Here is a 25,517-nt window from a genome sequence, read left to right as displayed (position 1 = left end):
TCCGCCTGATTTATAGGCCTAGCAATGTGTGGTATTCCCATGTATTTTCAAATGCCCGGCGATTCTCCGAACGATAATTCACACAATAATCATCTTCATTCACAGGCTCAGCCATGAGTACTTCTATTTGGACAGGCACCGATGGATAGATCGTTCTGGGATCAAGCGGATTTGGTGTATTCGAAACGAGAAGCAGCGTATCCAGCTCCGTTCGCAGTGTAACGACTGCACCTGCCGGACAATGATCCTGGCTAAAATGCATATTCCCTTGCTCATCGCAAAACACTTTGGAAAACAAATTCACGACTGGCATCATATCCCGCATGCTGAGTCCATTGCGGACCAGCTCCACTGCGAAATTCTCCTGCCCGCTCCGCAGCCAATCATTTCGCAGCTCTTGGTAATTCGTAGCGCCATATTTGGCGTCCGTTGCTTCACGACTTGTATAGCCGCTTAGCGGATCATGCCAGCCAATGCTGTCCTCCACGACACTCGCCAGCGCTCTGCCATTGTCGCTCATGAGCACATTGCCCTTGGTCAAATGAGCCGTATACTGAGCCTTCAGGGTATCGGGCATATTGTAGCGTTCCGTCAAATCTTTGGCGTGGAACAATTGTAGGGACACATTCGCGCCCGCCTCCAGCGCTGTAAAACGAATTAACTTCCCTCTGCCAATCGCACCCGACCATTTGCCTCCAGGGCCTACTGTCTTGTTCCAAATCGTTGTCATGCTGACCACTCCTTTGCCATGTAATTAAACAAAAAGGGAGACATCACAAGACTTTGGGTGTCTTGGTGATATCTCCCAGGTTTTTATCCTTCCGTGTCGCCCTTCGAGAAGAGCGGTTTACTCTCGGACCAGCCCGGTGTTTAAACATCCGGCGGAACCCTAGTAAACAATCGTATTCTTTTGTGTTATCAAACATAACATCGATATGAATACGTGTCAATAAATTCTAGTCAATTTGTATTTTTAACGTAAAATACTTCTCAAAACACGAATTTAATGTTATATTAACTTACACAAAAGAGGGATAATTAACATAACTAATGATTCATCACATAACATTGTTTTCTAGGGTTCCGTGGTTGTACATACGCCGGTCTGGTCCAAGAGAAAACGCACAGCTCACCCTGTGTTCACGGAGGGACAAAAGCCCGGGAGGATATCTGTTTCATAGATATCTCCTTGGCTTTTTTGCATATAAGATGTCTGCCCGATTAAAGAAACCAACAAAAAAGGAGTGTTACCAACATGACAACCGAAGTCCAACTCCGTAAATCCTTAAGCTTATTCCAAGTCGTTTACATGGGACTAGCCTGGATGACGCCTATGATTTATTTCTCCATCTATGGCATTGCCTACGAGAACGCCCATGGAATGCTGACGCAGGCTTACCTGCTTGCCTTCATTGCTATTTTCTTCACGGCTTACAGCTATGGCGTCATGTCCAAAACCTTTCCCACATCCGGCTCAGCTTACACCTATACGAAAAAAAGCATCCATCCCTACTTAGGTTTCCTAGTCGGTTGGGCGCTTCTGCTCGATTATTTCTTCTCTCCTATTATCGCTTGTCTCACCTTCGGCATTTATCTGCATGCGCAGTTCCCGTCGGTTCCGGCTTTTGTCTGGATTATCGGCCTCAATATCGTTCTCGCACTCGTGAATATCGTCGGCATTAAATTCTCAGCTAACATCAGCAAGCTTTTCGTTTGGATTCAAATCTTGTTTATTGCCGTGTTCTGTGTCTTCCTGTTCCGGAATCTGACCGGGGATGCTCATCCCCTGCAGCTATTCCTGCAATCGGATGTGCCTTTCTCCACCATCCTGGCTGGGGCGTCCATCATCTGCTTCTCCTTCCTAGGCTTTGACACTGTTACGACAATGTCTGAAGAGACGCTGAATTCAGAGAAAACCATCCCTCGGGCGATCCTGATTATTATCCTTACAGCGAGCATACTCTACTTGGTTCCGTCCGTACTGACACAGCTCGTTTACCCACACCTCACCTTCGTCAACCTAGATTCAGCCGGCTTCGAAATTGTCCAGCTAGTCGGAGGCGCAGCGCTTAGTTCTGTGTTCATCACCGTGCTTATCCTCGCCATTTTTACCCAAGGCTTATCCTCGGTGACCAGCGTTTCCCGGCTGCTCTTCGTCATGGGACGCGATTCCATCCTGCCAAAAAAGGTGTTCGGCTTCCTTCATCCGAAGTTCAACACACCTGTCATCAACATCGTGATCGTCAGCTGCGTCTCGCTGCTCGCTCTCGTTATCTCGCTGGACAACGCAGTGAAATTCGTTAATTTCGGCGCCCTAACTGCCTTCTTCTTCGTCAACATCTCCGTCATCGCACAAAAGTACATCAAAGAAAGCCAGCGTTCCCCGCAGCAAACTATGCTGTACTTGGTTCTCCCGCTGCTGGGCGCTGGCTTCATTGGTTATTTGCTTTCACTGCTGGATCGAGACGCGCAATGGATGGGCGGCGTATGGCTCGCCTTGGGCATTATGTATCATCTGGTCCTTTTCACTTATTTAAAACCCGTTAAAGCGATTCCCCGAATAATCTGTTTCTGGAAAATGAAAAACAAGACAATGAGCGGGATGACCGACAAAGAGGCGCCCGTCATCACCAACACCCAGCTGGCGCGGTCTTTCAGCTCGCTGGAGAAATAAGAAATCCCTACCGGAATCGTCAAATGCTCCGGAGTTTGCGTGACGATCAGCGGCCAAATAAACGCGTTCCAGCTGCCTAAGAAGGACAGGATGCACAAGGTAGCGAGCGCCGGCTTCACAAGTGGAACGGCAATGCGCAGCATGATGCTCCACTCGTTCATGCCATCAATTCTGGCCGCATCCAATAGATCGCTAGGCAACGATTCCAAGAACTGTTTCATCAGGAAGATACCAAACGCCGAGATCAAGCCCGGAAATAAAATGCCCGCATAGGAATCTACCCACCCGAACTTGACCGTCAGCAAATACCAAGGAATAATCAACATTTCGGTAGGGACCATCAGCGTACTAAGGATCGCAACAAAAATCAGCTTCTTGCCGACAAAAGTGAATTTAGCCAATACATAGCCGATGACTGTATCAAAAAGACAAACACTTAACGTTGTGATCACAGCGACAACTAAGCTGTTTCGAACCCACTGGGTGAACGGGGTCTTTTTAAACACTTCCACATAATTGTCTAGTGTCAGCCCCGTCGGTATCACGCTTAGCGAGAAAGCGTCCGTTGAATCCTTCAACGACGTAGCAATCATCCAAACCAGCGGAAAAATCATCCCGATACTGCCCACACTCAACAGCAAATACCAAGCTGCTTTACGCAGAACCCTCGCCTCCTTTACTCATAATCAACTCGCCTGTTCAGCACTTTCATTTGGATTAGGGACAACGAGAGAATGATGACGAACAGGATGATGGTTGCTGCAGCGGCCTCCCCCATTTTGAAATGCTTAAAAGCCAAATTATAAATATAAAGCACCATAGAAATGGTGGAGTTCAGCGGCCCTCCGCCCGTCATATTTAAGATCTGCGTAAAAGATTGCAGGAAACTTATACTAGCGATGACAACCGAAAATACAATGACTGGGTTCAGCAGAGGCAAGGTGATATGCCACAATCGCTGCCAACTATTCGCGCCATCAATGGCCGCCGCTTCCTCATAGGATTTGGGGATCGTCTCCAAGCCTGTTAGAAAAATCAGCATTTGGAAACCGACACTTTGCCAAATCATAACGGCTATGACGACATAGATCCCCTGGGAAGGCGAACCGAGAAAGAGCTGCGGTTCCAAACCAAGCTTAATCAGCCAAGCATTCACAATGCCATTCTTCAACAGCGTCCAGCGAAACACCCAACTAACAGCTACAACACTCGTGACATAAGGGATAAAATACAAGGTGCGAAATAAACCTTTAAACCGATTCACCCGCTGCAGCAAAAGCGCAATAGCGAGACCGGCCAGCAGCTGTACCGGCACACCAATCACAACGTATTTAACCGTGTTCCGCAAGGCAATGAGAAAGATCTCATCGTGAAACAGCTGAACAAAATTTTGCAGCCCAATGAAGGGCTTTTCTTCCGACAGCATATCCCACTCCCGCAGACTGATGTTGAACGAATACAGGATAGGCGCGATACGAATGCATAGAAAAAACAATAATGGAATCAGCAAGCAGCTGTAGACGAAGACATACTTATGCCTGACCATTATTTTTTATCCTGTTTGGCCCAATACTCGTCATATAGCTTTTGCGTTTTGGCAACGAGCTCGTCATAAGCTTTGTCGTAAGGCACTTTGTTCAATACCACTTGATCGACAGCATCCGTGAAATAGTCTTTTTCCAATTTCTCATCTACAAAATAGTGCGCATGCGCATAAGACAGCTGGCTAATGAACGGCCCCAGCTTCTCATCCTTTTTATAGATATCTTGCAGAGCTACATCTTTCTTGGCCGGGAGTTCCCCCACCTTCTCAACCCACTGCTCCTGTACTTCTTTGCTTGTCAGAAATTGCAAGAACTTCGTTGCGGCTTCAAGCTTTTTGCCCTGCACGTTTTTGGTGATGGCATTCGCCCAGAAGGACACCTGTGTCGCTTTATCTTTATACGAAGGCAGAGGGGCAATGGCATAATTTAAGTTTGGGGCATCCTTCTTGATAGATCCAAGCTGAAAGGAGCCGTCAATGGTAATTGCCGCATGGCCGCCTTTGAACGCTGTAATATCATCATTGTAGAAGTCTTTGGTGCCCAATTGATGGACAAATGACAGGTCAACTAAATATTTGAATGCTTCTAGGCCAGCAGGCGTTTCTTTCCACAAAACTTTGCGTCGATCATCGCTGATATCTTTGCCGCCAGCCTGATAAACGAGCGCATCGCGGTACCAGTGATGCAATTGAGCGTTCGGCTGCCAAGCAAGTCCTTCTACGACGTATTGGCCGTTTTTATCCTTTTCCGTCAGCTTCTTGCCCTGTGAAACCAGTTCTTCCCACGTCGCAGGCGGTTTGTTCGGATCAAGCCCAGCTTTGGTATATAGATCTTTATTGTAAAATAAAGCGAGCGTCCGAACGGCTGTCGGAATCGCATAATATTTGCCGTTCAGCTTCGCTGTGTCCACGAACGGGAAGAACTCTGCCTTGATTTTATCCTCGGAGAAGGCGCTGTCCGGCAAAGGCTGCAGATAGCCGGATGCAACGTATTTGGGCAGCCAGCCATAGTACAGATTGATAACATCCGGACCTTTCCCCGCTGGAACGAGCGTGGCTACTTTTTCGTTGTACTGATCATACGGGAAGTTCGTCTGCTTGACCTCTATATTCGGATTTTGCTTTTGAAAATCGGCGATTAGTTTTGTGATCAGGTCGACCTTTGCGGGAAACTGATACTGCCAGTATTCGATGGTCACCTTTTCAGCTGAACTGGATGCGGTTGCCGCAGCACTCTGAGTTGCACTAGGAGCAGCGCTGGATGCGACTGACGTCGAAGCTGGTTTACTGCCTCCTGCTGAGCATCCGGTTAACAAAATTACAAAACCCAGGGATGAAACGATCGCACCCTTGGCTGCGCGGTTATGGATTGTCATCTTCTTTCTCCTCCACTTACAAGTGTTTGTTGATTGATATTCAGCAGTCTTCTGGCATTATTTCCAAAAATAAGCTCGATGTCTGTTTCCGAAAAACGCAGATCTCTGCTTACCCTTACTTGATCCTGCAAATAACGGTTCACGAAACCTCGCGGAAACGCACTGGAATCCGTTCCAAAAAGGATACGTTCTGGGCCAATTAGCTCGTACGTCTTGCGAAATAACGTCTCCAGTGTCAATTCATAAGGACTCCAGCGAATCCATTGATTGGACCCCGAAGTATCAATATGCACATTGGGGCAGCTCCAGCACAAATGCAGCAGCTCTTGGAAGTAACCAGCTCCAAAGTGTGGAATAATGAATGGAATTTCTGGATATTCCCTGGCTACATTGAAGATCGCTAAAGGATTAATGTTCAAATGCTGCGCAATGCCCCCCGTATGACCTAATAATCCAAAATGGATCAACACCGGCAGCTTTCTTTCCGCCAAAAAGCGCCAAACCGGGGTCAGTTTCGGATCATGGAAAGGAAGCTCCACTAAAGGACCAAAGAGCTTGTAGCCTTTCAAGCCAAGTTCGTCCACGGCTCTCTGGAGCTCCTCAGCCGCATTCGGCTCCTCTATCGCATGGTGGGCAAAGCCCGTCATGCGATCTGGATATTGCTGTATTTGCGCAGCGAGGTCATCATTGCTCCAGGCCGTAAGGAAATTGATTCCGCCAATCTGATGGCGATCTAGTTCATCTATCCAGCGATCAACGAGCGGACGGCTCGCTTCCTCTTCTGAATCAGGCTGGTTGGGGAAATCCCAGGTGAGCCGCATGCGTTCGTTGCGCTCCGCTTTGTGAAGCTCAATAAATTCGTTTCGCGCCGCCCATGGCCATGGGTAAGGCAGATGAGCGTGCAAATCAAACACTTTGAAACCATTTTTAAACAACATGGTATTTCCTCCTTCTGTGTCTCTTGGTCATAAGGGTAGGTTTGGACAACAAAAAGGAGATGTGCCCTATCTTCTCAACAGAAGAAAACTCATCTCCGGGTGTCCGGTCAATTCTTATAGGAACAGCTTTTGAAGCTCGCGCTCAACGTCCTCTTGTGCGGCGCGTATGGCTCTTCTTTTATCGGTGAGCCAAGCTTGATCATGATTTAATCGCTGTGTCTGTCCATGCAAGGCCCGCTCCACCTCATTGGCGTTGGGTCCTCCGATCAATGTCCTGATCTGAACGAAATGTTTGGCGTTCAATGCCAGCGCTAGTGTCTCCTCGTTGAATGACAACTTCCTGCCAATGACCTCCAGCGCTGACTCGTTCAGCACATCCAAGGTCAAGAATCGTTTGTCATTGCCATTAGCCAGCGCTTTGCGCACAGAAGCACTGACGATATGATGGGCCGTGCGGAAGGAAAGCTTCTCCTCCCGCACCAAAGTATCTGCCAGCTCCGTGACGGTAGAGAAGCTTGCTTCTGCTCTGGCCTCCAGCGCCTCCTTATTGATGGATAGCGTTACAATCACATTCGCCAAGAGCCGATACACCGATGAGAGAACGGCAAGACTTTTCCAGGCGTACGGCTGCATATCGTCTTCCGTATCAACAATATCGCCGAAAGGTGTATTATGTATCATACTTAAAACCGTTTGTGTAAGACCAACACAACTGGACAAGAGTGACCTCATATGCTCAATCGAAACCGGATTTCGTTTCTGCGGCATGATCGAGCTAATTTGCACATAGGGCGCCGCCACCTGCAGCACCGCGAATTCCTGCGTACTCCACAGCAGCAGCTCTTGAATGAAACGACCCAGATTAATCGCTGCAAGCTGCACACTCGTGGCGATTTCACCGACATAGTCGGCTCCGCTCACGGCATCGTACGCATTCTCGATCAGACCATCGAAAGCCAGCAGCTCGGCCATCCGCTGCCTGTTAAGCGGAAATCCGGATGTCGTTAACGCTGCCGCTCCCATGCTGCTGCGGTTGCAATTCGCATACGCATTCTGCAAGCGGCGAATATCGCGACTTAAACTATCCGATACAGCTGCCGTATAGTGGCCTAACGTTGTTGGCTGAGCTTGCTGGGTATGCGTATAGCCAATCATGATCGTATCCACATGCGAACGCGCAAACTGCAGCAGATGCTCTTCCAGAAATAAGGCGGATTCCAACGTATGCAGCAACTTTTCTCTTAGCGTGAGCCGATAAATCGCGATCCCCATATCATTGCGGCTGCGCCCGATGTGCAGATTGCCTGCCGCTTCGCCAGCCAACAAGTGAAGCTCCTGCTCCACTTCAAAAAACAGATCCTCAAATTCCCCCGTATAGGAAGCTCCGCGAAGCCGCTCGGCATCTAACGCTTGGAGAGCGCGCCCAATGGCGTCGGCATCTTGTTCATCAATTAAAGATTGTTCGCGAAGCATAATCAAATGGGCTCTGTGAATGTCCAGCATCGGGCTTAGCAATTGCTCTTTGGCGTGGTCGTAGGCAGGACTTAACACCACTTCCGCATACGTTTTGCCTGGGAAAGCATGATTCTGATCTAATGCCGGAGCTGCTGGATTAGGCATCGGAAACTCCTCCTAGTTAAGAATCGTGCGCAAAAATTCAATAATGGCCGTTTGCTCCTGATTGCGTTCTTTGGGACGCTGCTCTTTCAAATAATCGAGAAAAGCTTTGCGCACATCTTCATCTAATTCTGCAAGCGATAGATTCCGCCCCTGCCACTGCGGATGCTGCTCCCAGAATTCATCTTTCCAATCTCGAATACGAGCCGTTATTACATCAGGGCGTTCAATAAATACGCCAAGTTCTTCCCCCGCTTCATCAAAAAAGACATAAGTAGGAATATGATTTTTTCCATCCTCTTGCAAATAAGCGGCGGCAATATCTTGGTTATCCGGGTCACGCAGCAAAATATGCAGCTTCAGCTTGCCTGTCACTTGTTCAATCTTGGCAAACAGCGGCAAATTGGCAACAACATCTCCACACCAGTCATGAGCCAGAACCAACACATGAACAGGCTCAGCCAGCCCTGCGAAATAGGCAAGCTCTTGCTCACTTAATGCATAATGATCGTAATTGTCTTGCAGCCTGTCGACATTTACTTGGGCAGTTGCAATAAATTGCGGATACGACAAAGCTTCCCCAAACGCTCTTTCCCTGCGTTCTTGCGAAATGCCCGTTACTTTTTGAATGCTCATCGGTCATCCTCCTGTTGCCAATTTGTTAAATTCCAATTTGTTTACTTGGTTATTAACGAATGGTAACACCGCCCCCTAAATTCTGTCAAATAGATCTTCTCTATTCAACCTTCATCGGACACATTCCGTATGCTCATCATTTCCCCACTCATCCCATGAACCCTCATAGGGGCGAATATCTGGATAACCCATTAATCGTAAAATAAAATACGTGTGTGCTCCCCGCTGATTCGATTGGCAATAAGGAATAATCGTATGGCCTGGTCGCACGCCAAGCGTTTCGAATTCTTGCTTTAATGTTGTGTAATCCTTGAAATGCACAATACCGTTGCCGTCGGCAGGGCCTAGCGCATCCTTCCACTCTTTATGAACCGCGCCCTTGAGATGGCCGCCCTTCCGATTCGTACGCTGATCGGCACCCGTATACTCGAGCGCTGAGCGAGCATCCAATAAAATGGCGTTATCCACACCCTTTTGTATACTCTCTTTGGTAACGACTAGCTGATCTTGAGCAGCCAGATTAATCCTTCCTTCTGTTACCTCTGCAGCTTGTGTTGACACCGCATTGCCTGCTGCAAGCCAAGCGGTGTATCCGCCGTGCAGCAATTTCACGCGATCCTTCAGCCCGAAATATTCCAGCACATAGAAGATGCGCGTCGCAAAAACACCCGCTCCATCGTCGTACACGATAATCGTTGTATCCCCACTAACTCCGCGTTTCTGAAGCTCGCGTTGAATAATTTCTGGAGCAGCGAAGGCAGAACGTTCTGCATCCTTTACTACCTTCACAGGCAAGCTGATAGCTCCAGGGATATGCCCGGATTCATAGCCTTGCGTTCGCGTATCCAAAACAACGATATCTCGGTTGCTGCTGTTATCTTTCACCCACTGGGCATCGACCAGCAACTGTTGGTTAGGATAACCGGACTGTTCGTACTCATTAGCAATGGTCATAGCTAATTCCCCCTTTTTTCCCTATTATAGACCTAAATTCTCACGCAATGTACGGCCCGTATAGGATTCCGGAAACAAGCCTCTTCGCTGCAATTCTGGGACGACCCGATCCAGAAAATCCTCCACGCCCCCAAAAGACAGCTGAGGCATCACACTAAAGCCATCCGCCGCACCGGTCGTATACCATTCCTCCATCACGTCGGCTATTTGCTCGGCCGTACCCGCAATACAGAGCTGACCATTTCCGATCCAATGTTTCGTCAAAAATTCCCGCAGCGTCAGCTGCTCCTTTTGCACAATTTTAAGCACCATTTGATAGAAAGTTTGATACGCATTGACTTGAGTTGATTCCGGCAGTTCAGGGAAAGGGTCATCGAGCGCATACACCGAAAAGTCGATTCCCAGCAGGTTGGACAGGGACATTACGGAACGTTCGATGGAGCCCAGCTCACTTAGCTCGCTTGCCTTCTCCCTGGCTTCAGCTTCCGTTGCCCCCACGATGACATGCAAACCAGGTAAAATTTTGATGCTGCCCGGAGAGCGCCCCTCCTTCGCCGTCCTTGCTTTCACATCTTGATAAAAAAGCCTGGCTTCCTCGATCGTATGCTGAACCGTAAAAATAAGCTCGGCATAGCGCGCAGCCAAATTCTTACCTTCATCTGAAGCGCCTGCCTGCACAAGAATAGGCCTGCCTTGCGGCGGGCGCATAATGTTAAGAGCACCTCGCACCGTAAAGTAGGTCCCCTGATGATGAATATCATGGACCTTATTGGCATTCGCATAAATACCCGATACCTTATCTTGAACAAGGGCATCTTCTTCCCAGCTATCCCACAGCTTGAGCACGACATCGGCAAATTCCTGCGCTCTCGCGTAGCGTTGAGAATGAGACGGCAACTGCTCCATCCCGAAATTATGCGCTGTTCGCTGCACCCCCGTCGTCACCATATTCCACCCCGCGCGCCCTCCGCTAATATGATCAAGTGATGCGAACAATCTCGCCACATTATACGGTTCATTGAAGCTGGTAGACATGGTAGCGATCAATCCAATGTTCTCTGTCACCGCCGCAATTGCAGATAATAACGTTAACGGTTCAAAACCAAATATGGGGCCATGCTGAACAGCTTTGACTTCAACCGACAAGCCATCGGCCAGAAAAAGCGAATCGATTCGTGCAGCTTCCGCCTTTTGCGCCAGCCGCTGGAAATGCTTGATGTCATGGATCTCCTCAACTTTCGTGCTCGCATGACGCCATGCTCCCCGATGTGATCCGGCATTGTGCAGCATGAGATTCAGAATCATTCTTCGATTTGTTGTACTCATAATCATCACCTTTGCCTGTAAATGAAATGGACTATCAGAGTGAAAAGATCCCTCGTGCTTTAATTGTAAATATTTCCACTCGCTTTGTAAACAAAGTTTAGTGGAATAGTCGGAATTATCCTACTCCGTCAACCAGACAAATTCGGCTCCAGGGGATCGTAGATCCGCTGTTTCTGTGAAAACCACACAATATAGTCGTCTCAACAGTTCCGCCTATGCCACCCTTTAGACCCTATTGCCTCGCATAGAATATTCGCTGTTCCTCTCTGCGTAAAATCCAAAAAAAACCTTCAACCACCACTTTAAAAGTGGAAGTTGAAGGTTCCGGTATAATTACTTCCTGAGACTGGCGAAGCGTTCTCCCGCAATCACCTTTCAGCTGAATTCCAGCTCAAACGGAACTACAGTACGCTAAATCAGCCTAAACTGCCTAAATATCGACTGATAGGGAACTACGTTCCCCTATTCCCAGGCTTTCACCTCCAAAACGCTCTATTCTTCTCAAATAGAGGATCTCAGTTCCGCCTAACCCACCTACATGCCCCTTTTCCCCGAGATAGAGGATCATAGTTCCGGTTCCCTCCCTCTCAGCGTAGGTAAGACCTGTTCTCTTCCCGCGAGAAAATCACAACCGCGAATCCCCAGCAGACCTCAGCAGACTTTATTTCCGATCAGCCGGAAACACAAGGCCCATCTGCTTCCGCGCCTCATCGATAATCCCCACCGTAATCAGCGAATTCGCATGGGAATTCGTTGCAGATTCCAACGTTTTGGTTTTAATCAAACGGATAAACTCTTCTGCCTCATATCGCATATTGCGAGCGGCTTGCACCTGTGTCAGATCTTCGACAGAACCGTCGCGATAGCGGATTTCCACCTTCTCAGGCTGGTTAATTTTGTCGATCACCATTGTCGCGTTCTCACCTTGAATCTCTGCCGGCAGGTAGGAGCTCGAAATTTTCGAGTGCATAATAATCGCATCCATTTCCTTGTAGCTCAGCAGCAAGCTGCCCTCGCCATCCACGCCCGATTCCAGCAAAACGCCGTTAGCTTGCACACGGTCAGGCGCACCAAAGAGAACCGCTAACGGATAAATACAGTAGACACCTAAGTCCATAATCGATCCATTAGAGAAAATCGGATTAAACGCATTGAGCACGGTCCCTTGCTTATACGCATCATAGCGTGAGGAATATTGGCAATAGCTTGCAAAATAACGCCGTATTTTACCTAACTTATGTAAATTGTCTTGAATAGCCTTAAAATTCGGAAGCAGTGTAGACTTAAGCGCCTCCATGAACACAACTTCATTGCTGCGCGCAGCTTGAATCATCGCCGTTAGCTCAGCCGTATTCGACGCCGCGGGCTTCTCGCAAATCACATGCTTGCCATGGTTCATACAATGAATTGCATACTCCGCATGCAGTGAGTTAGGACTAGCAATATAAACAGCATCAAATTCCTCACTCTGCACGAAAGCATCCAGATCCGTAAATCGATGTGTAATGTCGAATTTCTGAGCAAACTCCGCCGCTTTCTCCTCCGTACGCGAATAAACAGCAGTTAAGTCGAACTCTCCCGTCTCACGGGCAGCGTGAATGAACTCTTCTGTGATCCAATTGGTACCAATAACAGCAAAACGTATCATAAATTCTCCCTCACTCCACTCTATGTTTCTCTCACTATATCATGATTCAGAGGGTGTTGAAAAAACTTGGCGTTGTTTCATGAGTTCTACTATAGACATTTTGCCGGAAATGCCCAATGATTGTAGTAAAAGCGGTGTGGCAGAACCGATTCGGGATAACGAAGTGATTCACCACTACATTTGAAGGTAGGGATTACAAATAAACACGTTTGTTTACTTCGTAAGACATGCAGAGTCACTTTACATAGAAGGTATGGAGAGAACGCGAGGATTATCTGAGAAAGGAAGATTAGACTCCCTTCAAGTAAGCGAAATTTTGAAAAAGGAAGACATTGACGTTTTCTGTTCAAGTCCGTATGAAAGAGCGATCCAAACGATTCAAGCTGCCGCTGGCGAGAAGGAGATTCTCTTATTTGAAGATCTAAAGGAACGAGAACTCGGTGAGATCAGCGAATGGACGTTCAAGGACGCAAAACTGAAATTATATACGGATATTCATTATGCATTCCCTGAGGGTGAATCAACTTTCTCCGCTCAAAAAAGAGCCATTAAAGTACTGCGAAACGGCCATGCCGGATATTTATAAAATAGAATTTCAGGAGCTGATCTTCGTTAAAGCGGATCGGCTTTGGCGGTGAAAAACCCTCTTGACACGAAACCAAAAGGTTTCGTATAATCCTTTGTGTAACCAAAAGGTTTCGCATTCTCACTTCAATGCAACACATCACTTCATTCTGGGTACAATACGCGTTGTGAATGAACGAAAGGAATGACGAACGATGCAAGAGGAATTACTGAAGAAGCTGCGCTATAAGCAAGGACGAGCCCTCGTGCTTCATGCACCGGAAGGCTACAAGCTTGGCATTGAAGATTCCGAGGAGCCGAGCGGAACTTACGATTTCATTCAGTTTTTCGTCAATAATGCGGCTGAAGTCATAGAACTTACACCGCAAGTGATCTCTTATCTGAACGAGGATGCTGTCGTCTGGATTACGTATCCGAAGCAAAGCTCGAAGGTGAAGACAGACATCAACCGTGACAGCTTGCTTAGACGAATTGAAGAGATTTCCCCTTACACAATTGTAAGCAATGTCGCCGTAGACGAGAAATGGTCTGCATTGCGTTTGCGTCATCAAGACAAGGTTAAAACAAAATCTTAATCACTCATTGGAGGCTTTTCAACTTATGGAAAATCAAACACAACCTACACTGCCGGATATTAAGCAAACGATCGTTTTCAACGCGCCTATTCAAAAGGTCTGGAACGCCGTTGCAACGCCGGAAGGCATTGCGGCTTGGTTCATGCCTAATAATTTCAAGCCTGAGCTTGGCTATGAATTCATTTTGGAAGCTGGTCCATTCGGCAATTCTCCTTGTAAAGTAACAGAAGTCACTCCTCCGAACCGCTTGTCGTTCGAATGGGGCAAAGACTGGTCCCTCACGTTCGAATTAACAGAGCTGGACGGCCAAACAGAGTTCACGCTCACTCACTCCGGCTGGGATGTGAACAAGGTTACTGAATTTGGTCAACCACACACGATTGTTCGCGAGATTATGTCGCAGGGCTGGGGCGGACTGGCGAAGGCGCTTACCGCTTACGTCGAGGCCTAAGATGGCTGTCCCATCGCAGAAACATGATGTCTTTCAGGCCATTGCTGATCCGACACGCCGTCAGGTGCTGCAGCTGTTAGGTGAACAAGAGATGCCGGTCACGGTCATCTCCGGGCATTTTCCCATAAGCCGCACCGCGGTGTCCAAGCATCTTCGCATCCTCGCCGATGCCGGCCTCGTGAAAGAGCGCAAGGTTGGCCGCGAGACCCGCTATAGGCTGGAGGCAGAGCCTCTCATGGAATTGAAGCGTTGGTTAGCTTATTATGAGCGTTATTGGGAAAATAAATTAAACGTGCTGAAACGATTTGTGGAAGCTGACGATGAAACCAGCGGCGGAAACTCTTTTGCTGCTTTGGAAATCGTTGACCCGAATCAACCTGAATAAGACGAATAGGTCATCTACCTGCTGCTGAGCAGGTGGATGACCTTTTTTTATCGTTGCCCTTATTCCGGAGCCGGCAGCCATTCGGAAGACCACTTCGCGATCTCTCCAAAAATCGGAGCTAATGCCCGCCCTTTCTCAGATAGGGAATATTCAATACGGACCGGAATTTCCGGGAATACTACTCTTCGTACAATACCTTCATGCTCCAGCTCCTTCAACCGCTCCGATAAGACCTTGCCGCTAATATTCGGCAGAGCATGGTCGATCTGGGCGAACCGCTGCGGGCCGGACAGCAATTGAAAAACGATGAGCGATGTCCAGCGTTTGCTGAGAATTTCGACAGCTTTCTCGAAACGGGGACACATTGGCATTGGCATTGGTATTTGTTCCATCATTATCACCTCTATATCTTTATTTATTATAGAGGAAGTTGCCATCCATATACAAGGTTACAAAAAGTAATTTAGTTACTTGACGAAACCTAAATTATATCGTAATATCAGTTACATAAAGTAACTAAGTGATTAATTGTAACTTAAAGGGGAGTGTTTACTTATGATTTCACCTATTTTTGTTGGGCACGGCTCACCTATGATGGCTATCCAGGATACCGCCTGTACGCAATTTTTGCTCGAATATGGCAAATCCATTTCACCGAAAGCCATTGTGATTTTCACCGCTCATTGGGAAACAGAGGTTCTGACGATTTCAGCTTCCGACGATGTGTATGAAACGATCTACGATTTCCGTGGCTTCCCGGACGAGCTGTTTCAAATCAAATACCCAGCCAAAGGCGATAAAGCGCTGGCCAGCCACATTGCCGCACGGTTTCAAGCCAAGGGCATCGCTGTGAATCTGGACGCTGCACGCGGGCTTGATCACGGCTCGTGGGTTCCTCTTCTAAGAATGTTCCCGACACCTGCCGTTCCGGTTATTCAAATCTCCGTCAATCCGTATTTGCCTCCGGCGGAGCAATACCGCATCGGCGAAGCGCTGCGCGGCCTGGATCAAGAAGATATCTTGATTATCGGAAGCGGCGCTACCGTGCATAATTTGCGCGCTCTTAATTGGGAAGCCAAAGAGCCGGATGCTTGGGCTGTTGATTTCGACGAGTGGCTCATAACCAACATGCAAGCTCAGAACTTGGAAGCCTTGTTCAACTACGCCAGCGAAGCTCCCAATGCTCGAATGGCCGTACCAAGACCGGAGCATTTCATTCCGCTTTATATGGCTATGGGGAGCGGAGATCCGTCTCGCACACCGCAGGTCATTCATCGCAGCTATGAAGTTGGATCGCTTAGCTATCTATCCGTTTCCTTTTAAGGAATCAAATGAAAATTGAGGTGTTTCTGCATTGAAGTGGGTTACTCGTATTCTTCAGGCTATCTTAGCCCTTAGTTATTTAATGTTTGGATTTATGAAAGTAACCGCAGTTCCGATGCAGGTGGAAGCTTTCACCACGACCTATGGGTACGGAATTGGTTTCATGTACGTCGTCGGAACGATTGAATTGCTCGCTGGCATCGGGCTTGTCATCGGCTTCTGGAAGCCGCGCATCGCCTTCTCTTCCGCAGGTGTGATTGTCGTCATTATGGCCGGAGCTATGCTGACGCATCTGAAGTCAGGCCAAGGCATGAGCGTAGCAGCGATGCCGTTGATCCTCCTTATCCTAGCTTTGATTGTCGTCATTGGGCGTTCCAAGCGCGCTTAATGCAAGACGTTTTGCAGGCTTTTCCCGCGATCCTCTGGTGAGGTGCGTGGGAGAAGCCTTTTTTATTTTGTACAGCTGATCAAGCAAAAAAAGAGACCCACAGCAACGGGCCGCAGGTCTTAAGTATATATATATTTAAAAGGGGGTCGAATTTCATTATAGGCTCCGAACCTTAAACTAAGATGAAAACAAGATTTCATTTCTATGACAAATCATGCTAGTTTCGTTACACGGATGTATCTGATTTGCTCTTGATCGGGATATAAATATCCATTTCGACCTGCTCATTTTGGAATGGATCGCTGCGCTCATCATACAGTTCAAACTCCACTCCGCCTGCATGCTCATAACCTGAATGAGGAAACCACTCTGCGAAAATAGCCTTCCATGTGCTCTGTATCGAAGCCGCGAACTGTTCTTTCGCAACCTTCGGCGTCGTAAACACAGCATAGTTCGCTTCCGGAAATTCCCGACATACCAAATCGGCAGGCACACCCTCGAAGCTTGTCGCCTCCATCCCGATGATATAAGACAATGCCCCTGATTCCATATCGAAATCCGTACAAAGCCCCAGCTCAATTGGCGAGTCTGCGTGGACACGATTGCCGATGCGGCTTCCTTTATTTTCTTGGATATATGAGGTCCAGAAAGCCGGAATCTCACGGAGGTTCTGCCCATCTTTACAGGTCGTTCGCAGCTCATACCCAATCAGCTTGAAAGCAGGCTTTGTCTTCAGTTGATATTCCATTCGTATTCCTCCTAAATAGGGATTGAATTTCTTTTGCAGCACATTCACCTTGGCATAAACAGGCGTCACAATACCTTGTTTGCGGTAGGCAAGCGGCGTGCGTTCAAACATTTTTTTGAATGCTCGAGTGAAATTCTCGTGGGACTGGAACCCATTGTCGAGGGCAATATCGATGAGCCTTGTATCGGTATGTGCAATTTGATAGGCCGCTTTGGCTAATCTTCTTTTCCGAACATACTCCATCACAGCTTCTCCTACTATGATTTGAAAGACTCTATGAAAGTGAAATTCAGAGAAGCAAGCCACGCGTGCCAAGCACTCTAAAGACAAAGGCGCCGAAAGATGATCTTCGATATAGTCCAAAGTCTTCTGAATCCGCACATAGTAATCGGCGTCCATCCTGCGCCCCCTCCAGCATTCTATAGAAAGTTTACGCTATTTCAACTCATGCTTCTTGATGTTTCTTGCTAAAAAGTACTTAAGCCGCTATCTATGATTTCCAGCTGCCTTTGGAAGCAACCGAATAGGTCTTATAGTTGTTTTTACCTTTAATCTCCAAACAATTGATTTGCATGCCGTAAGCGCACCCGCCATCAATGCCGATTTTATCACGATCAAACCATACATCGGCTTTGCCATGAATATCCTTGGTGGTCGTATGCCCAAATACGACGGTTTTCTTAACGACGGTCCGCTGCTGGACAAAAGGCGCCCGAATCCACAAAAAGTCCCGCTCCGGTTGGGTTTTCCAATCCGTATAGGCAGGGTTCAGTCCAGCATGAACATAAATATGGGTCTCGTCCTCGTAATACAGCGGAAGATTGTTCAGAAAGGCAATATGGTCGCTGCAATTAGCAATAATCCGCTCTTTGGATTGCTTAATATCCAGATTATCCGCACCGCTGAAGCTTTTAAACGTCTGAATACCGCCATGCTCGAAAAACTTCATTTCTGTAAGCGAGTCTACGCCTCCCAGAACATCCACAAATCGCTGATCATGATTTCCTTTGAGCGCTATGGCGCCTTTTTCCCGCACCAAATGCATAACGAATTCTACCGCTTCCCGGCTAGCCGGCCCTCGATCTACATAATCGCCAAGCAATACAAGCTTGTCCTCATCCGCATTAAAAATTACTGTATCCAGCAATTGTTTGAATTCTTCCACACAGCCATGAATATCGCTGATGACTAACGTTCGTTTCATATCTGGTACCTCCTGATAGTGAGTTCTGGACCAAGATTCCCTTTTTCTAGCAGGACCTAACACTATAAATTAGCTTTTCTAATAGTATATCTTATCATAATTTGCTTTGTGCGGGATTCCTTATTTTGCTAGATACAGATTCCCCTGACAGAGGATTATTCGTGATGGCCGTGGATTAGGCCTCTTTCGCGCGGTGAGACGGCCTTTTTCGCAGGCTCGGCGCGCGGCGGCGGCTTTTCTGCCTCGGAGACTGCCTTTTCGGCTGGCTCAGTGGGCATTTGCGCGGATTCCGCCTCTTTCGCACGGCGAGACGGCCTTTTTCGCAGGCTCGGCGCGCGGCGGACGCTTTTCTGCCTCGGAGACTGCCTTTTCGGCGGGCTCAGTGGGCATTTGCGCGGATTCCGCCTCTTTCGCACGGCGAGACGGCCTTTTTCGCAGGCTCGGCGCGCGGCGGCGGCTTTTCTGCCTCGGAGACTGCCTTTTCGGCGGGCTCAGCGGGCATTTGCGCAAATTCCGCCTCCTTCCCGCGGTGAGACGGCCTTTTTCGCCGGCTCGGCGCGCGAAGAAGGCCTTTCTTCCGCTGAGACTGTCTTTTCGGCAGGCTCAGCACACCTACGAGCGGGAAACTTCGCCCCTCTCAGAGAAGCAGCAAAAAGGACGCCCCATGGGCGCCCTCTTCCAATCAATTAATAAACTGAATATGTTGCAATAGTCTTTTCAGCATCACAGTGGCTTCCGAACGGGTCGCAAGAGCTGCCGGGACAAAGGTTGTTGCCGTTGCTCCATTGACAATCCCTACGCTTACCACCCCAGCTACAGCATCTTTCGACCATGCGCTCAGTTCCTTGCTATCGCTAAATTTGTCTAGCTGCTTGAGATCTACTACAGTCGTTTTACCTGCGAACGACATTGCTCGCTTGATCATGACTGCCATCTGCTCTCTCGTAATCCGCTCGTTTGGCTTGAACGAGCTATCTTCAAAGCCTTCAATGATGCCAGCCTTAGCCGATGCACCCACGGTCCCTGCGTACCAGCTGTTTGCTGGCACATCCGAAAAGCGCGTGGATGTTTCTTCATTTAAGCCAAGCGCCCGGGCTAGAAGGGCTGCGAATTCAGCACGCGTAATCTGAGCATTCGGCGCAAAGCTATGGGCAGATACGCCTTGGATGACCCGCTTCGAAGCCAGCAATTCCACATCGGCTTGGGACCAATGTCCTTTCACATCCTCGAAGCTTGCCGAAGACTGAACAACCGCATACAGACTGTTGCCAGGGCGCTTCAGGGTCACTTCTGTTTTGCCGTTTGCCTCGCGGAAAATAGCTGGAACAAACGTCAATTCCCCTGTTTCCGGATGAATCAGTACCGCCGTCGCTTGATCAGCGTCAACGGTTCGATCCAACATCAGGCTGCGGGCTACATAGGTACGCCCAAAATCGTTCACCGCAATCGCCTTGCCATTGCCTTCAGCCGAAAGATGAAAGGCAACTGGGTTGGAAAGAAGGGCAACACCCTGATCTTTGATCTTCGCAAGTAATGAATCCGAGGCTGCATCTCGCTCGATTTCAACAGCCAAAGTCACGCCCGCCGCATCGATTCCCAGCAGTTTGGCTAAAGCATCGACATCGATCACTTGGGAAGGCAGATGGTACGCGACACCATTCGCTCTTATCGAGAGTGTCACCGCTGCTCCGCGCAAGACACTTGCCGGAACTTCCACCCGGGCTGCTGATTCGGTGCTGTTCACTTCAATAAAGACAGTCCGGTTCGCAACCTCATTGTTCTCCAGCGCCTTGATAGCTTTGGTCAAAGCTTCACTGTCAATCACAACGGTAGCTACGGTTTTCCCAGCTATTACCATGTTGATCGCCTGCCTTGTGATAGACACTCCGCCAGGCACAATTTCCACTGTACCCACAGAACCCGAACCCGCGCCTCCACCTGATGATCCCGAAGAGGTGTTTGTGGTACTTGGTGTGTCCGGTGTGTCTGGTGTGTCTGGTTTATCCGGTGTATCCGGTGTATCCGGTGTGTCTGGTTTATCCGGTGTATCCGGTGTATCCGGTGTGTCTGGCGTGTTTGGCGTATCCGGCGTATCCGGCGTATCCGGCGTATCTGGCTTGCCTGTCAGTAATTTAAGGAAATCCCCCCGAATAATGCTGCCGTCAACATCTCTCAAATATGGCAGCACCGGCACCAAGCTCGCAAAGTTAGCATCGGTTAGCTGATCCCCTAATTGATTGAGTGATTTTGTTCCATTAAAGAAGTAATTCGCAGCTGAGTTTAATTGTGCTGGATAGTTATCTTTGGCTGTGTAATCTTTCTGATAAGAAATAAAGCCATCAATTCTAAAATCGGTCTGAATGCCCGAGTACGTTGTAAAATTCAGATTCCCTTTGGCATTGTTGAACGCAATGTTCGTACTCTCCGCTCTAACACCCGGGTTGCTGTTGCTCGCAAAGCCATATGCGCCATTGCCGAAAGCCAGACTGTTACGAATAACATGCGGTACATGGATGCCTTCACCTCCAAGTTTAAAGCCGTTTTTGTCACCTTCACCGACACGGCCGTTCGTTAAAGTGCCATTCTGATAGGCAATGCTGTTCTCGATGAGAACGGAGCCAATAGCGCCCGTACCTGCCTTCGTGTACAAGTCCCAGCCATCGTCAATATTATTATGCGAAATATCGCCTCTGAAAATGTTGCCCGTACCCGATGTCAGCTTGGCAGCAAAGCCATCCGCATTATTATTGGAGGGATCCACGTTATCGAAGGATTCGCAGTTAAGAATAAGATTGTTGGAAGGCCACAGCGCCTTGTTCGACTCCGACTCATCTGTACGGCTAATTTGCAGACCTGTGTCTCCATTGTCATAAAATCTGCTGCCTTCCACGATATTGTTGCTGCCGCCAACGGTAAAGCCTTTGGTATTAGCCGCTGAACGGGTAAAATCAATACCTTTTACGTGCCAGTAATGGCCGCTCAGCACAACACCCTCTGATTTTTTGTCAAAATCAATGATTGGCTTCGCACCTGGGGCTGCGATCAAGTACTTCCTCGCTTCGGCTGTCCCGTCGTTGCCTTTTTGGATGTTGATTTTGGTGCTTCGCACGTAATGCCCATCCAACAGGAGAATGTGTTGGCCTGCCTTGACGTAATCAATCGCCGTATCCAGATCAAGCGGGTTGCCCATTGTACCATCACCACCGCTTGTGGAGGTTGCTGCCGGCGAAACATAAATGTCACCGTTATCGAAGGATTTCATATCCACCGTGAGGTTTTTGACGATTTTATCATAGGAAGTCAGAGACTGCGTATCGTCAGGTACAAAAACCGCGCTAAAGTTCGTATACGTATTGGCGGTAACCGTTGTATCCAAGGCTAACGTCTTCCCTGCCTGCATAGCCGCTTCTTGCGCGATAAAGCTCGATCCTCTTTTGATTGTAACCTTGCCGTCTACATTCGACTTAAGCCCTAACGAGTAGGCCGTCAAGGAAGTCCGCGTTAGCCCTTCAAAGTTAACATCAGGTGTGACCGCTGATTTAGCCGGTTCTTTTCTCGGAGCATCAGTCTCAGCAGCCGTCACCTTCAATTGCTTATTGCTTACCTCAATCGTCGCAAGACGTGCTGTATAGAAGCCAACATACATCTTGCTGCCATCTTGCACCGTCATAATATCCGGCACATAGAAGCTGTCCTCAGTCCCATTATTTAAACGGCCCGTGAAACCATTGTTCGTTTTGATCAGCGTGAGCTTATAATTGGCTGCGGGATAGGTGTTGCTTAAGGCTGGTTTAACTGAGCTTAGCATGCTGTTTTGTATCCCTTGGCTGCCGCCATTCGGAGCGGTAACGCCTGTTCTGACGAACAACTGCGTCCCGTTCGGTTTAGTCGTGCCACCACTATAGCCGCCGATAGCCGCTATGTTCGAAGCGAATACACTGGAGTCCCCAGGCATACCAATGGCATCCCTCGCCATAATTCCAAAGGATTCTTGACCGTCATGCGGTTCTTTGGCATAAGCGATTACTTTAATATCTGCCGATAATTCAAAGTTATCTTCTACCGCGTCCAGCTCTGTGTAGTAGAAGGTGATACCGTCGTGATCGCCGGTTATTTTACCGCCCCCATCTAAGGCCACCAGCTTGACAGAACCATCTTCATTCAATGTGACCGTGTTATTCGTACTCGACGTGGATTGACCAAACCGGATCGATTTCCACGCATACTCCTTTGGTTCAGCCACGGTTACTTTAAGCACGGTTGGCGGAATCGCTGTATGAACAGGAACAATCGGGATCTCGTATACACCAGCCTTCGTATTGTCGAAAGCATCGAGATTTAGCGTATATTGGCCAACTGGCAGCTTCTCCAGCTTACTGCTGTACACCGTTGATATCTCCAAGCCCGCTGGGTCAAAAGCTTCGCCAATCAGATAGGTCGTTTTCGGATACGCTGTAACTTGGCTGCCTACGATCGCTTGGGGATTTACTGTGATGCTGAAAGTGCCTTTGGGCGCACCTTTATAGGTAGAAACTTCGATAACTTTCGTTCCTGCTGAACTCATATCAGGCGCTGTCAGCGTATATTCGCTTCGCAGAAGCCTTTCCTTGGAATTGTCGCTATAATTCCCCGTTACGGCTAAACCGTCTTGTACAAAGGAATCCCCGACAAAATACATCGTCTTATGCGGAGGCTGGATATCCAAACCTGTTAATTGTGCATTTCTAACCGTAACATCGAACGTCTTATAGGTGGTTGAAGTGACGGTGGATCTCGCTGTTACCGTTTTTAGACCAGCCGTTTTGAATTGATACGTAGAATTGAAAACGGTTGCATCTTGAGCCGGAATGGAAAAAGCGTATTGGCCGCTTCCCAGCACCACCCACTCATTGCCATAGTTATACTGTCCAAGCACCGTCAGGCCTTGCGGATCAAAAGCCTCGTTAAGGTAATAATCCGTTTTGGCAGGGAGATATTGAATGTCCAAAGCCGTAACGATTAAAGGCTTAACCTGTAAGGGAACAGCCGCCGTTTGTCCATTGAAATGGACAAGAATGGAACTGGTTCCTACCTTGGTATTATCAAATCCAGAGACAATATAATCATTTGCCGTAAGCTCCTTCTCAAGGTTATCCGGGTATACCGCCGTAACTTTTAATCCGGTTAGATCCAGGCTGTCACTTACGAAATAATCGGTTTTCATTGCGGAATAATCAAGTTTTAATTGGATTGGAGACCTCGTATCCTTGGTGAACGTGACATCACTGAAGGTAACCGTCGTATTTCTGGCTACATAAAGACCCGCATACGCAAGGCTTCCCGTAAAATTGTCGATAACCCTTGTTTCGTTATCAATCCTCACGACGAAGACATTGCCGGATTTTTTGATGCTGAGTTCATAGCCAATGCCTACTCCCGGAGCAGTTGCGCTGAAATTGGTGATCTTCTTCACCGGATTCGTCGAGCTATTGAAAACGCCTTGTTTATAAAAAGCTTCCATCTTCTGGTCCAGTGCGCCTACGGCGACATAATCACCCGTGTAGGATGACTGAGAGGCATTATCCAGCTTATTGCTGCGCAGCATGATACCGAAGGAAACTTGACCGTTGGCTGTCCACGTATTGACTGTAGCTTTGGCCGACAGCTCGAAGTTATCCGTTTGGCTAATGCCTTGATAATAATACGCCATTCCTTCGGAGGCGCTTGTACTAGTGGCAATTTTACCTTTATCGCCAGTGCTTTTCAGGACTACCGTTCCCTTGGCCGCATCTTCTGTAATTGCAAAATTCGTATCGGTCGGCGCTCCGCCAAGATCGCCAAACACGCTTCCCAGCCAGCTGCTGCCGCTTGGAATGCTTATCGCTGGTCCAGCAGCAAACACTGCCATTGGAAGCATCGAACACAACAATACCATTGACATTAGAAATGCCATCCACCGTTTTTGCTTAATCAAGTCTCATTGCTCCTTCTTATTTTTATTTAAAAAAGAACAGACGACTAACAGCTGTGTGATCAGTTGTTGCGTCTGTTCGTTTCTTGAAAGCTTTAATCGACTAATGATTGCACTTCTACACACGCCATAACGAAAGCTCCCACGCCATGCAGATCGTTCTCACTGGTCGGACGCGTCACATAGTTCTCGTAGTCCCCAGCCGACGTTCCGATGCAGATCAGCGGCAATATCACCCGCTCCTGCTCATCGAATTGCAACGTGCGGATTAGTCCTTCGTATCCCTTCACAGCAGCAGCCGCACACTCTTGACCGACAACGCCATGCTTAATCGCTTTGGCAATCGTGTAGACGAAAAGACTCGTACAGGAGGTTTCGAGCCAGTTATCAGGCTGATCCCCTTTATCGACGACTTGATACCACAGTCCACTCTCCGCATCCTGATAACGAATCAACGCATGAACGAAATCATGCAGCGAGTTCACTAAGGTTTCGCGGCCTGGGTCATCCGCTGCCAGCTCATCGAGAAATTGCGCCACAGCCAGACCATACCAGCCAAGCGAACGTCCCCAGAATTCCGGCGAGCATCCGGTTTCTTGGTTCGCCCAAGGCATCGCTCGGCTTTCGTCCCAGGCATGGTAGTACAGCCCCGTCTCTTCGTCTTTCATATATTTGCGCATCAAGGCTTCCTGATGCAGCACAGTTTCCCGCAAAGCAGGGTCTCCGTAGGCGTTTGCATATTTCAAAGAGAACACGCCTGCCATATACAAACCATCCAGCCACATGTTGTAGGCATACTTGTCTTTATGCCAGTATCCACCTTCAGACGTCAGATTCAGCGTGTTCAGCAAGCTTCTTAGCTTATCAGCAGCAAGCCGATATTTCTTGCGGCCTGTCTTCTTCTCTAATCGGAACAAAAGCAGTCCCGCTTGCACCGCATCGAGCTCATCCCGTGCGAAGTAAAGATTGCCGTTCTCATCAATTAAGCCATCAACGTACGCCTGAATATAGGCATCATAACGATCGTCCTGCTGAGCTTCCCACAACATTTCCATACCGCACAAAAATACACCTTGATGGTAATGCCAGCGCCCCGCAGGCGGCAGCTCCATAGGTGTGTAGGTGCTCATAATGGAATCGCAGGCAGCTTGGGCCCATTCGATAGGTGATTTTACATCGTGTTGCGTCATAATGAA

21 protein-coding genes, 1 pseudogene and 2 riboswitches are annotated in these 25,517 nt (G+C 48.3%); of the genes and pseudogenes, 7 read left to right on the top strand and 15 right to left on the bottom strand.

What is annotated here, in order from left to right; all coding sequences use genetic code 11:
• Nucleotides 1-10: 10 nt before the first annotated feature.
• A complete protein-coding gene (locus HQN90_RS32355) occupies nt 11-730 on the bottom strand; it encodes an urea amidolyase associated protein UAAP1 (protein WP_173226744.1) in 720 nt (239 codons plus the stop codon).
• Between the two features lie 70 nt (nt 731-800).
• Nucleotides 801-904: riboswitch (guanidine-I (ykkC/yxkD leader) on the bottom strand.
• 160 nt (nt 905-1,064) lie between these two features.
• Nucleotides 1,065-1,167: riboswitch (guanidine-I (ykkC/yxkD leader) on the top strand.
• An 88-nt stretch (nt 1,168-1,255) separates the two neighbouring features.
• Between HQN90_RS32355 and HQN90_RS32350 the strand changes: the two genes are divergently transcribed.
• Nucleotides 1,256-2,674, top strand: coding sequence for an APC family permease (locus HQN90_RS32350; RefSeq protein WP_246362947.1), 1,419 nt, complete (start codon nt 1,256-1,258; stop codon nt 2,672-2,674).
• Here the strand turns inward: HQN90_RS32350 and HQN90_RS32345 are convergent.
• The 9 genes and pseudogenes from HQN90_RS32345 to HQN90_RS32305 form a co-directional block, all read right to left on the bottom strand.
• A pseudogene (locus HQN90_RS32345) lies at nt 2,611-3,267 on the bottom strand (carbohydrate ABC transporter permease); the annotation flags it as partial. The gene HQN90_RS32350 and the pseudogene HQN90_RS32345 sit on opposite strands and share 64 nt — an antisense overlap.
• A gap of 83 nt (nt 3,268-3,350) precedes the next feature.
• On the bottom strand, nt 3,351-4,220 hold the full coding sequence (locus HQN90_RS32340) for a carbohydrate ABC transporter permease (RefSeq protein ID WP_173226742.1): 870 nt from the start codon (nt 4,218-4,220) through the stop codon (nt 3,351-3,353).
• Entirely contained in the window at nt 4,220-5,593 is a 1,374-nt protein-coding gene (locus tag HQN90_RS32335; protein ID WP_173226740.1) for an extracellular solute-binding protein, read from the bottom strand. Before HQN90_RS32335 ends, HQN90_RS32340 begins: the two co-directional genes overlap by 1 nt.
• On the bottom strand, nt 5,590-6,531 hold the full coding sequence (locus tag HQN90_RS32330) for an amidohydrolase family protein (RefSeq protein ID WP_173226738.1): 942 nt from the start codon (nt 6,529-6,531) through the stop codon (nt 5,590-5,592). Before HQN90_RS32330 ends, HQN90_RS32335 begins: the two co-directional genes overlap by 4 nt.
• 114 nt (nt 6,532-6,645) lie before the next feature.
• Complete coding sequence (argH, locus tag HQN90_RS32325; protein ID WP_173226736.1) at nt 6,646-8,151, bottom strand: argininosuccinate lyase; 1,506 nt, start codon at nt 8,149-8,151, stop codon at nt 6,646-6,648.
• 12 nt (nt 8,152-8,163) lie between these two features.
• Nucleotides 8,164-8,784: a thioredoxin family protein gene (locus HQN90_RS32320; protein WP_173226734.1), complete on the bottom strand. Its 621-nt coding sequence runs from the start codon at nt 8,782-8,784 to the stop codon at nt 8,164-8,166.
• A 111-nt stretch (nt 8,785-8,895) separates the two neighbouring features.
• A complete protein-coding gene (locus HQN90_RS32315) occupies nt 8,896-9,738 on the bottom strand; it encodes a sulfurtransferase (RefSeq protein ID WP_173226732.1) in 843 nt (280 codons plus the stop codon).
• 24 nt (nt 9,739-9,762) lie between these two features.
• A complete protein-coding gene (locus HQN90_RS32310; RefSeq protein ID WP_173226730.1) occupies nt 9,763-11,064 on the bottom strand; it encodes an LLM class flavin-dependent oxidoreductase in 1,302 nt (433 codons plus the stop codon).
• Between the two features lie 661 nt (nt 11,065-11,725).
• Nucleotides 11,726-12,712, bottom strand: a complete 987-nt coding sequence (locus tag HQN90_RS32305; protein WP_173226728.1) for a Gfo/Idh/MocA family protein — start codon at nt 12,710-12,712, stop codon at nt 11,726-11,728.
• Between the two features lie 253 nt (nt 12,713-12,965).
• On the opposite strand from HQN90_RS32305, the gene HQN90_RS32300 reads away from it, so the two are divergent.
• From HQN90_RS32300 to HQN90_RS32285, 4 genes are all read left to right on the top strand, one after another.
• On the top strand, nt 12,966-13,298 hold the full coding sequence (locus HQN90_RS32300; RefSeq protein WP_246362946.1) for a histidine phosphatase family protein: 333 nt from the start codon (nt 12,966-12,968) through the stop codon (nt 13,296-13,298).
• Nucleotides 13,299-13,491: 193 nt separating this feature from the next.
• Entirely contained in the window at nt 13,492-13,872 is a 381-nt protein-coding gene (locus HQN90_RS32295) for a VOC family protein (RefSeq protein WP_173226726.1), read from the top strand.
• A 25-nt stretch (nt 13,873-13,897) separates the two neighbouring features.
• On the top strand, nt 13,898-14,323 hold the full coding sequence (locus HQN90_RS32290) for an SRPBCC family protein (protein WP_173226725.1): 426 nt from the start codon (nt 13,898-13,900) through the stop codon (nt 14,321-14,323).
• 1 nt (nt 14,324) lies between these two features.
• On the top strand, nt 14,325-14,708 hold the full coding sequence (locus HQN90_RS32285) for an ArsR/SmtB family transcription factor (protein WP_173226723.1): 384 nt from the start codon (nt 14,325-14,327) through the stop codon (nt 14,706-14,708).
• 59 nt (nt 14,709-14,767) lie between these two features.
• Here the strand turns inward: HQN90_RS32285 and HQN90_RS32280 are convergent, their stop codons facing one another.
• Nucleotides 14,768-15,100: a winged helix-turn-helix transcriptional regulator gene (locus tag HQN90_RS32280; RefSeq protein ID WP_275942641.1), complete on the bottom strand. Its 333-nt coding sequence runs from the start codon at nt 15,098-15,100 to the stop codon at nt 14,768-14,770.
• Nucleotides 15,101-15,263: 163 nt separating this feature from the next.
• Between HQN90_RS32280 and HQN90_RS32275 the strand changes: the two genes are divergently transcribed.
• Nucleotides 15,264-16,031, top strand: a complete 768-nt coding sequence (locus tag HQN90_RS32275) for a DODA-type extradiol aromatic ring-opening family dioxygenase (protein ID WP_173226721.1) — start codon at nt 15,264-15,266, stop codon at nt 16,029-16,031.
• 31 nt (nt 16,032-16,062) lie between these two features.
• Nucleotides 16,063-16,419: a DoxX family protein gene (locus tag HQN90_RS32270; protein ID WP_173226719.1), complete on the top strand. Its 357-nt coding sequence runs from the start codon at nt 16,063-16,065 to the stop codon at nt 16,417-16,419.
• A 226-nt stretch (nt 16,420-16,645) separates the two neighbouring features.
• Here the strand turns inward: HQN90_RS32270 and HQN90_RS32265 are convergent, their stop codons facing one another.
• From HQN90_RS32265 to HQN90_RS32250, 4 genes are all read right to left on the bottom strand, one after another.
• Entirely contained in the window at nt 16,646-17,566 is a 921-nt protein-coding gene (locus tag HQN90_RS32265; protein ID WP_173226717.1) for an AraC family transcriptional regulator, read from the bottom strand.
• Nucleotides 17,567-17,657: 91 nt separating this feature from the next.
• Complete coding sequence (locus tag HQN90_RS32260) at nt 17,658-18,371, bottom strand: metallophosphoesterase family protein (protein ID WP_173226715.1); 714 nt, start codon at nt 18,369-18,371, stop codon at nt 17,658-17,660.
• A 682-nt stretch (nt 18,372-19,053) separates the two neighbouring features.
• On the bottom strand, nt 19,054-24,324 hold the full coding sequence (locus HQN90_RS32255; RefSeq protein ID WP_173226713.1) for a bacterial Ig-like domain-containing protein: 5,271 nt from the start codon (nt 24,322-24,324) through the stop codon (nt 19,054-19,056).
• A 92-nt stretch (nt 24,325-24,416) separates the two neighbouring features.
• Nucleotides 24,417-25,511, bottom strand: a complete 1,095-nt coding sequence (locus HQN90_RS32250) for a glycoside hydrolase family 88/105 protein (RefSeq protein ID WP_173226711.1) — start codon at nt 25,509-25,511, stop codon at nt 24,417-24,419.
• Nucleotides 25,512-25,517 lie beyond the last annotated feature (6 nt).

The sequence above is a fragment of the Paenibacillus alba genome, assembly GCF_013204855.1.
Classification (GTDB): domain Bacteria; phylum Bacillota; class Bacilli; order Paenibacillales; family NBRC-103111; genus Paenibacillus_E; species Paenibacillus_E alba.
This window is presented reverse-complemented; position numbering and strand designations above follow the sequence as displayed.

What these genes read in the sequence shown, in the direction of transcription:
- HQN90_RS32330 (WP_173226738.1), bottom strand. Translation starts at nt 6,531, where the DNA reads ATGTTGTTTAAAAATGGTTTCAAAGTGTTTGATTTGCACGCTCATCTG.
- HQN90_RS32300 (WP_246362946.1), top strand. Translation starts at nt 12,966, where the DNA reads ATGGAGAGAACGCGAGGATTATCTGAGAAAGGAAGATTAGACTCCCTT.
- HQN90_RS32285 (WP_173226723.1), top strand. Translation starts at nt 14,325, where the DNA reads ATGGCTGTCCCATCGCAGAAACATGATGTCTTTCAGGCCATTGCTGAT.
- HQN90_RS32320 (WP_173226734.1), bottom strand. Translation starts at nt 8,784, where the DNA reads ATGAGCATTCAAAAAGTAACGGGCATTTCGCAAGAACGCAGGGAAAGA.
- HQN90_RS32250 (WP_173226711.1), bottom strand. Translation starts at nt 25,511, where the DNA reads ATGACGCAACACGATGTAAAATCACCTATCGAATGGGCCCAAGCTGCC.
- HQN90_RS32350 (WP_246362947.1), top strand. Translation starts at nt 1,256, where the DNA reads ATGACAACCGAAGTCCAACTCCGTAAATCCTTAAGCTTATTCCAAGTC.
- HQN90_RS32315 (WP_173226732.1), bottom strand. Translation starts at nt 9,738, where the DNA reads ATGACCATTGCTAATGAGTACGAACAGTCCGGTTATCCTAACCAACAG.
- argH (WP_173226736.1), bottom strand. Translation starts at nt 8,151, where the DNA reads ATGCCTAATCCAGCAGCTCCGGCATTAGATCAGAATCATGCTTTCCCA.
- HQN90_RS32265 (WP_173226717.1), bottom strand. Translation starts at nt 17,566, where the DNA reads ATGGACGCCGATTACTATGTGCGGATTCAGAAGACTTTGGACTATATC.
- HQN90_RS32260 (WP_173226715.1), bottom strand. Translation starts at nt 18,371, where the DNA reads ATGAAACGAACGTTAGTCATCAGCGATATTCATGGCTGTGTGGAAGAA.
- HQN90_RS32295 (WP_173226726.1), top strand. Translation starts at nt 13,492, where the DNA reads ATGCAAGAGGAATTACTGAAGAAGCTGCGCTATAAGCAAGGACGAGCC.
- HQN90_RS32310 (WP_173226730.1), bottom strand. Translation starts at nt 11,064, where the DNA reads ATGAGTACAACAAATCGAAGAATGATTCTGAATCTCATGCTGCACAAT.
- HQN90_RS32305 (WP_173226728.1), bottom strand. Translation starts at nt 12,712, where the DNA reads ATGATACGTTTTGCTGTTATTGGTACCAATTGGATCACAGAAGAGTTC.
- HQN90_RS32335 (WP_173226740.1), bottom strand. Translation starts at nt 5,593, where the DNA reads ATGACAATCCATAACCGCGCAGCCAAGGGTGCGATCGTTTCATCCCTG.
- HQN90_RS32340 (WP_173226742.1), bottom strand. Translation starts at nt 4,220, where the DNA reads ATGGTCAGGCATAAGTATGTCTTCGTCTACAGCTGCTTGCTGATTCCA.
- HQN90_RS32290 (WP_173226725.1), top strand. Translation starts at nt 13,898, where the DNA reads ATGGAAAATCAAACACAACCTACACTGCCGGATATTAAGCAAACGATC.
- HQN90_RS32280 (WP_275942641.1), bottom strand. Translation starts at nt 15,100, where the DNA reads ATGGAACAAATACCAATGCCAATGCCAATGTGTCCCCGTTTCGAGAAA.
- HQN90_RS32275 (WP_173226721.1), top strand. Translation starts at nt 15,264, where the DNA reads ATGATTTCACCTATTTTTGTTGGGCACGGCTCACCTATGATGGCTATC.
- HQN90_RS32355 (WP_173226744.1), bottom strand. Translation starts at nt 730, where the DNA reads ATGACAACGATTTGGAACAAGACAGTAGGCCCTGGAGGCAAATGGTCG.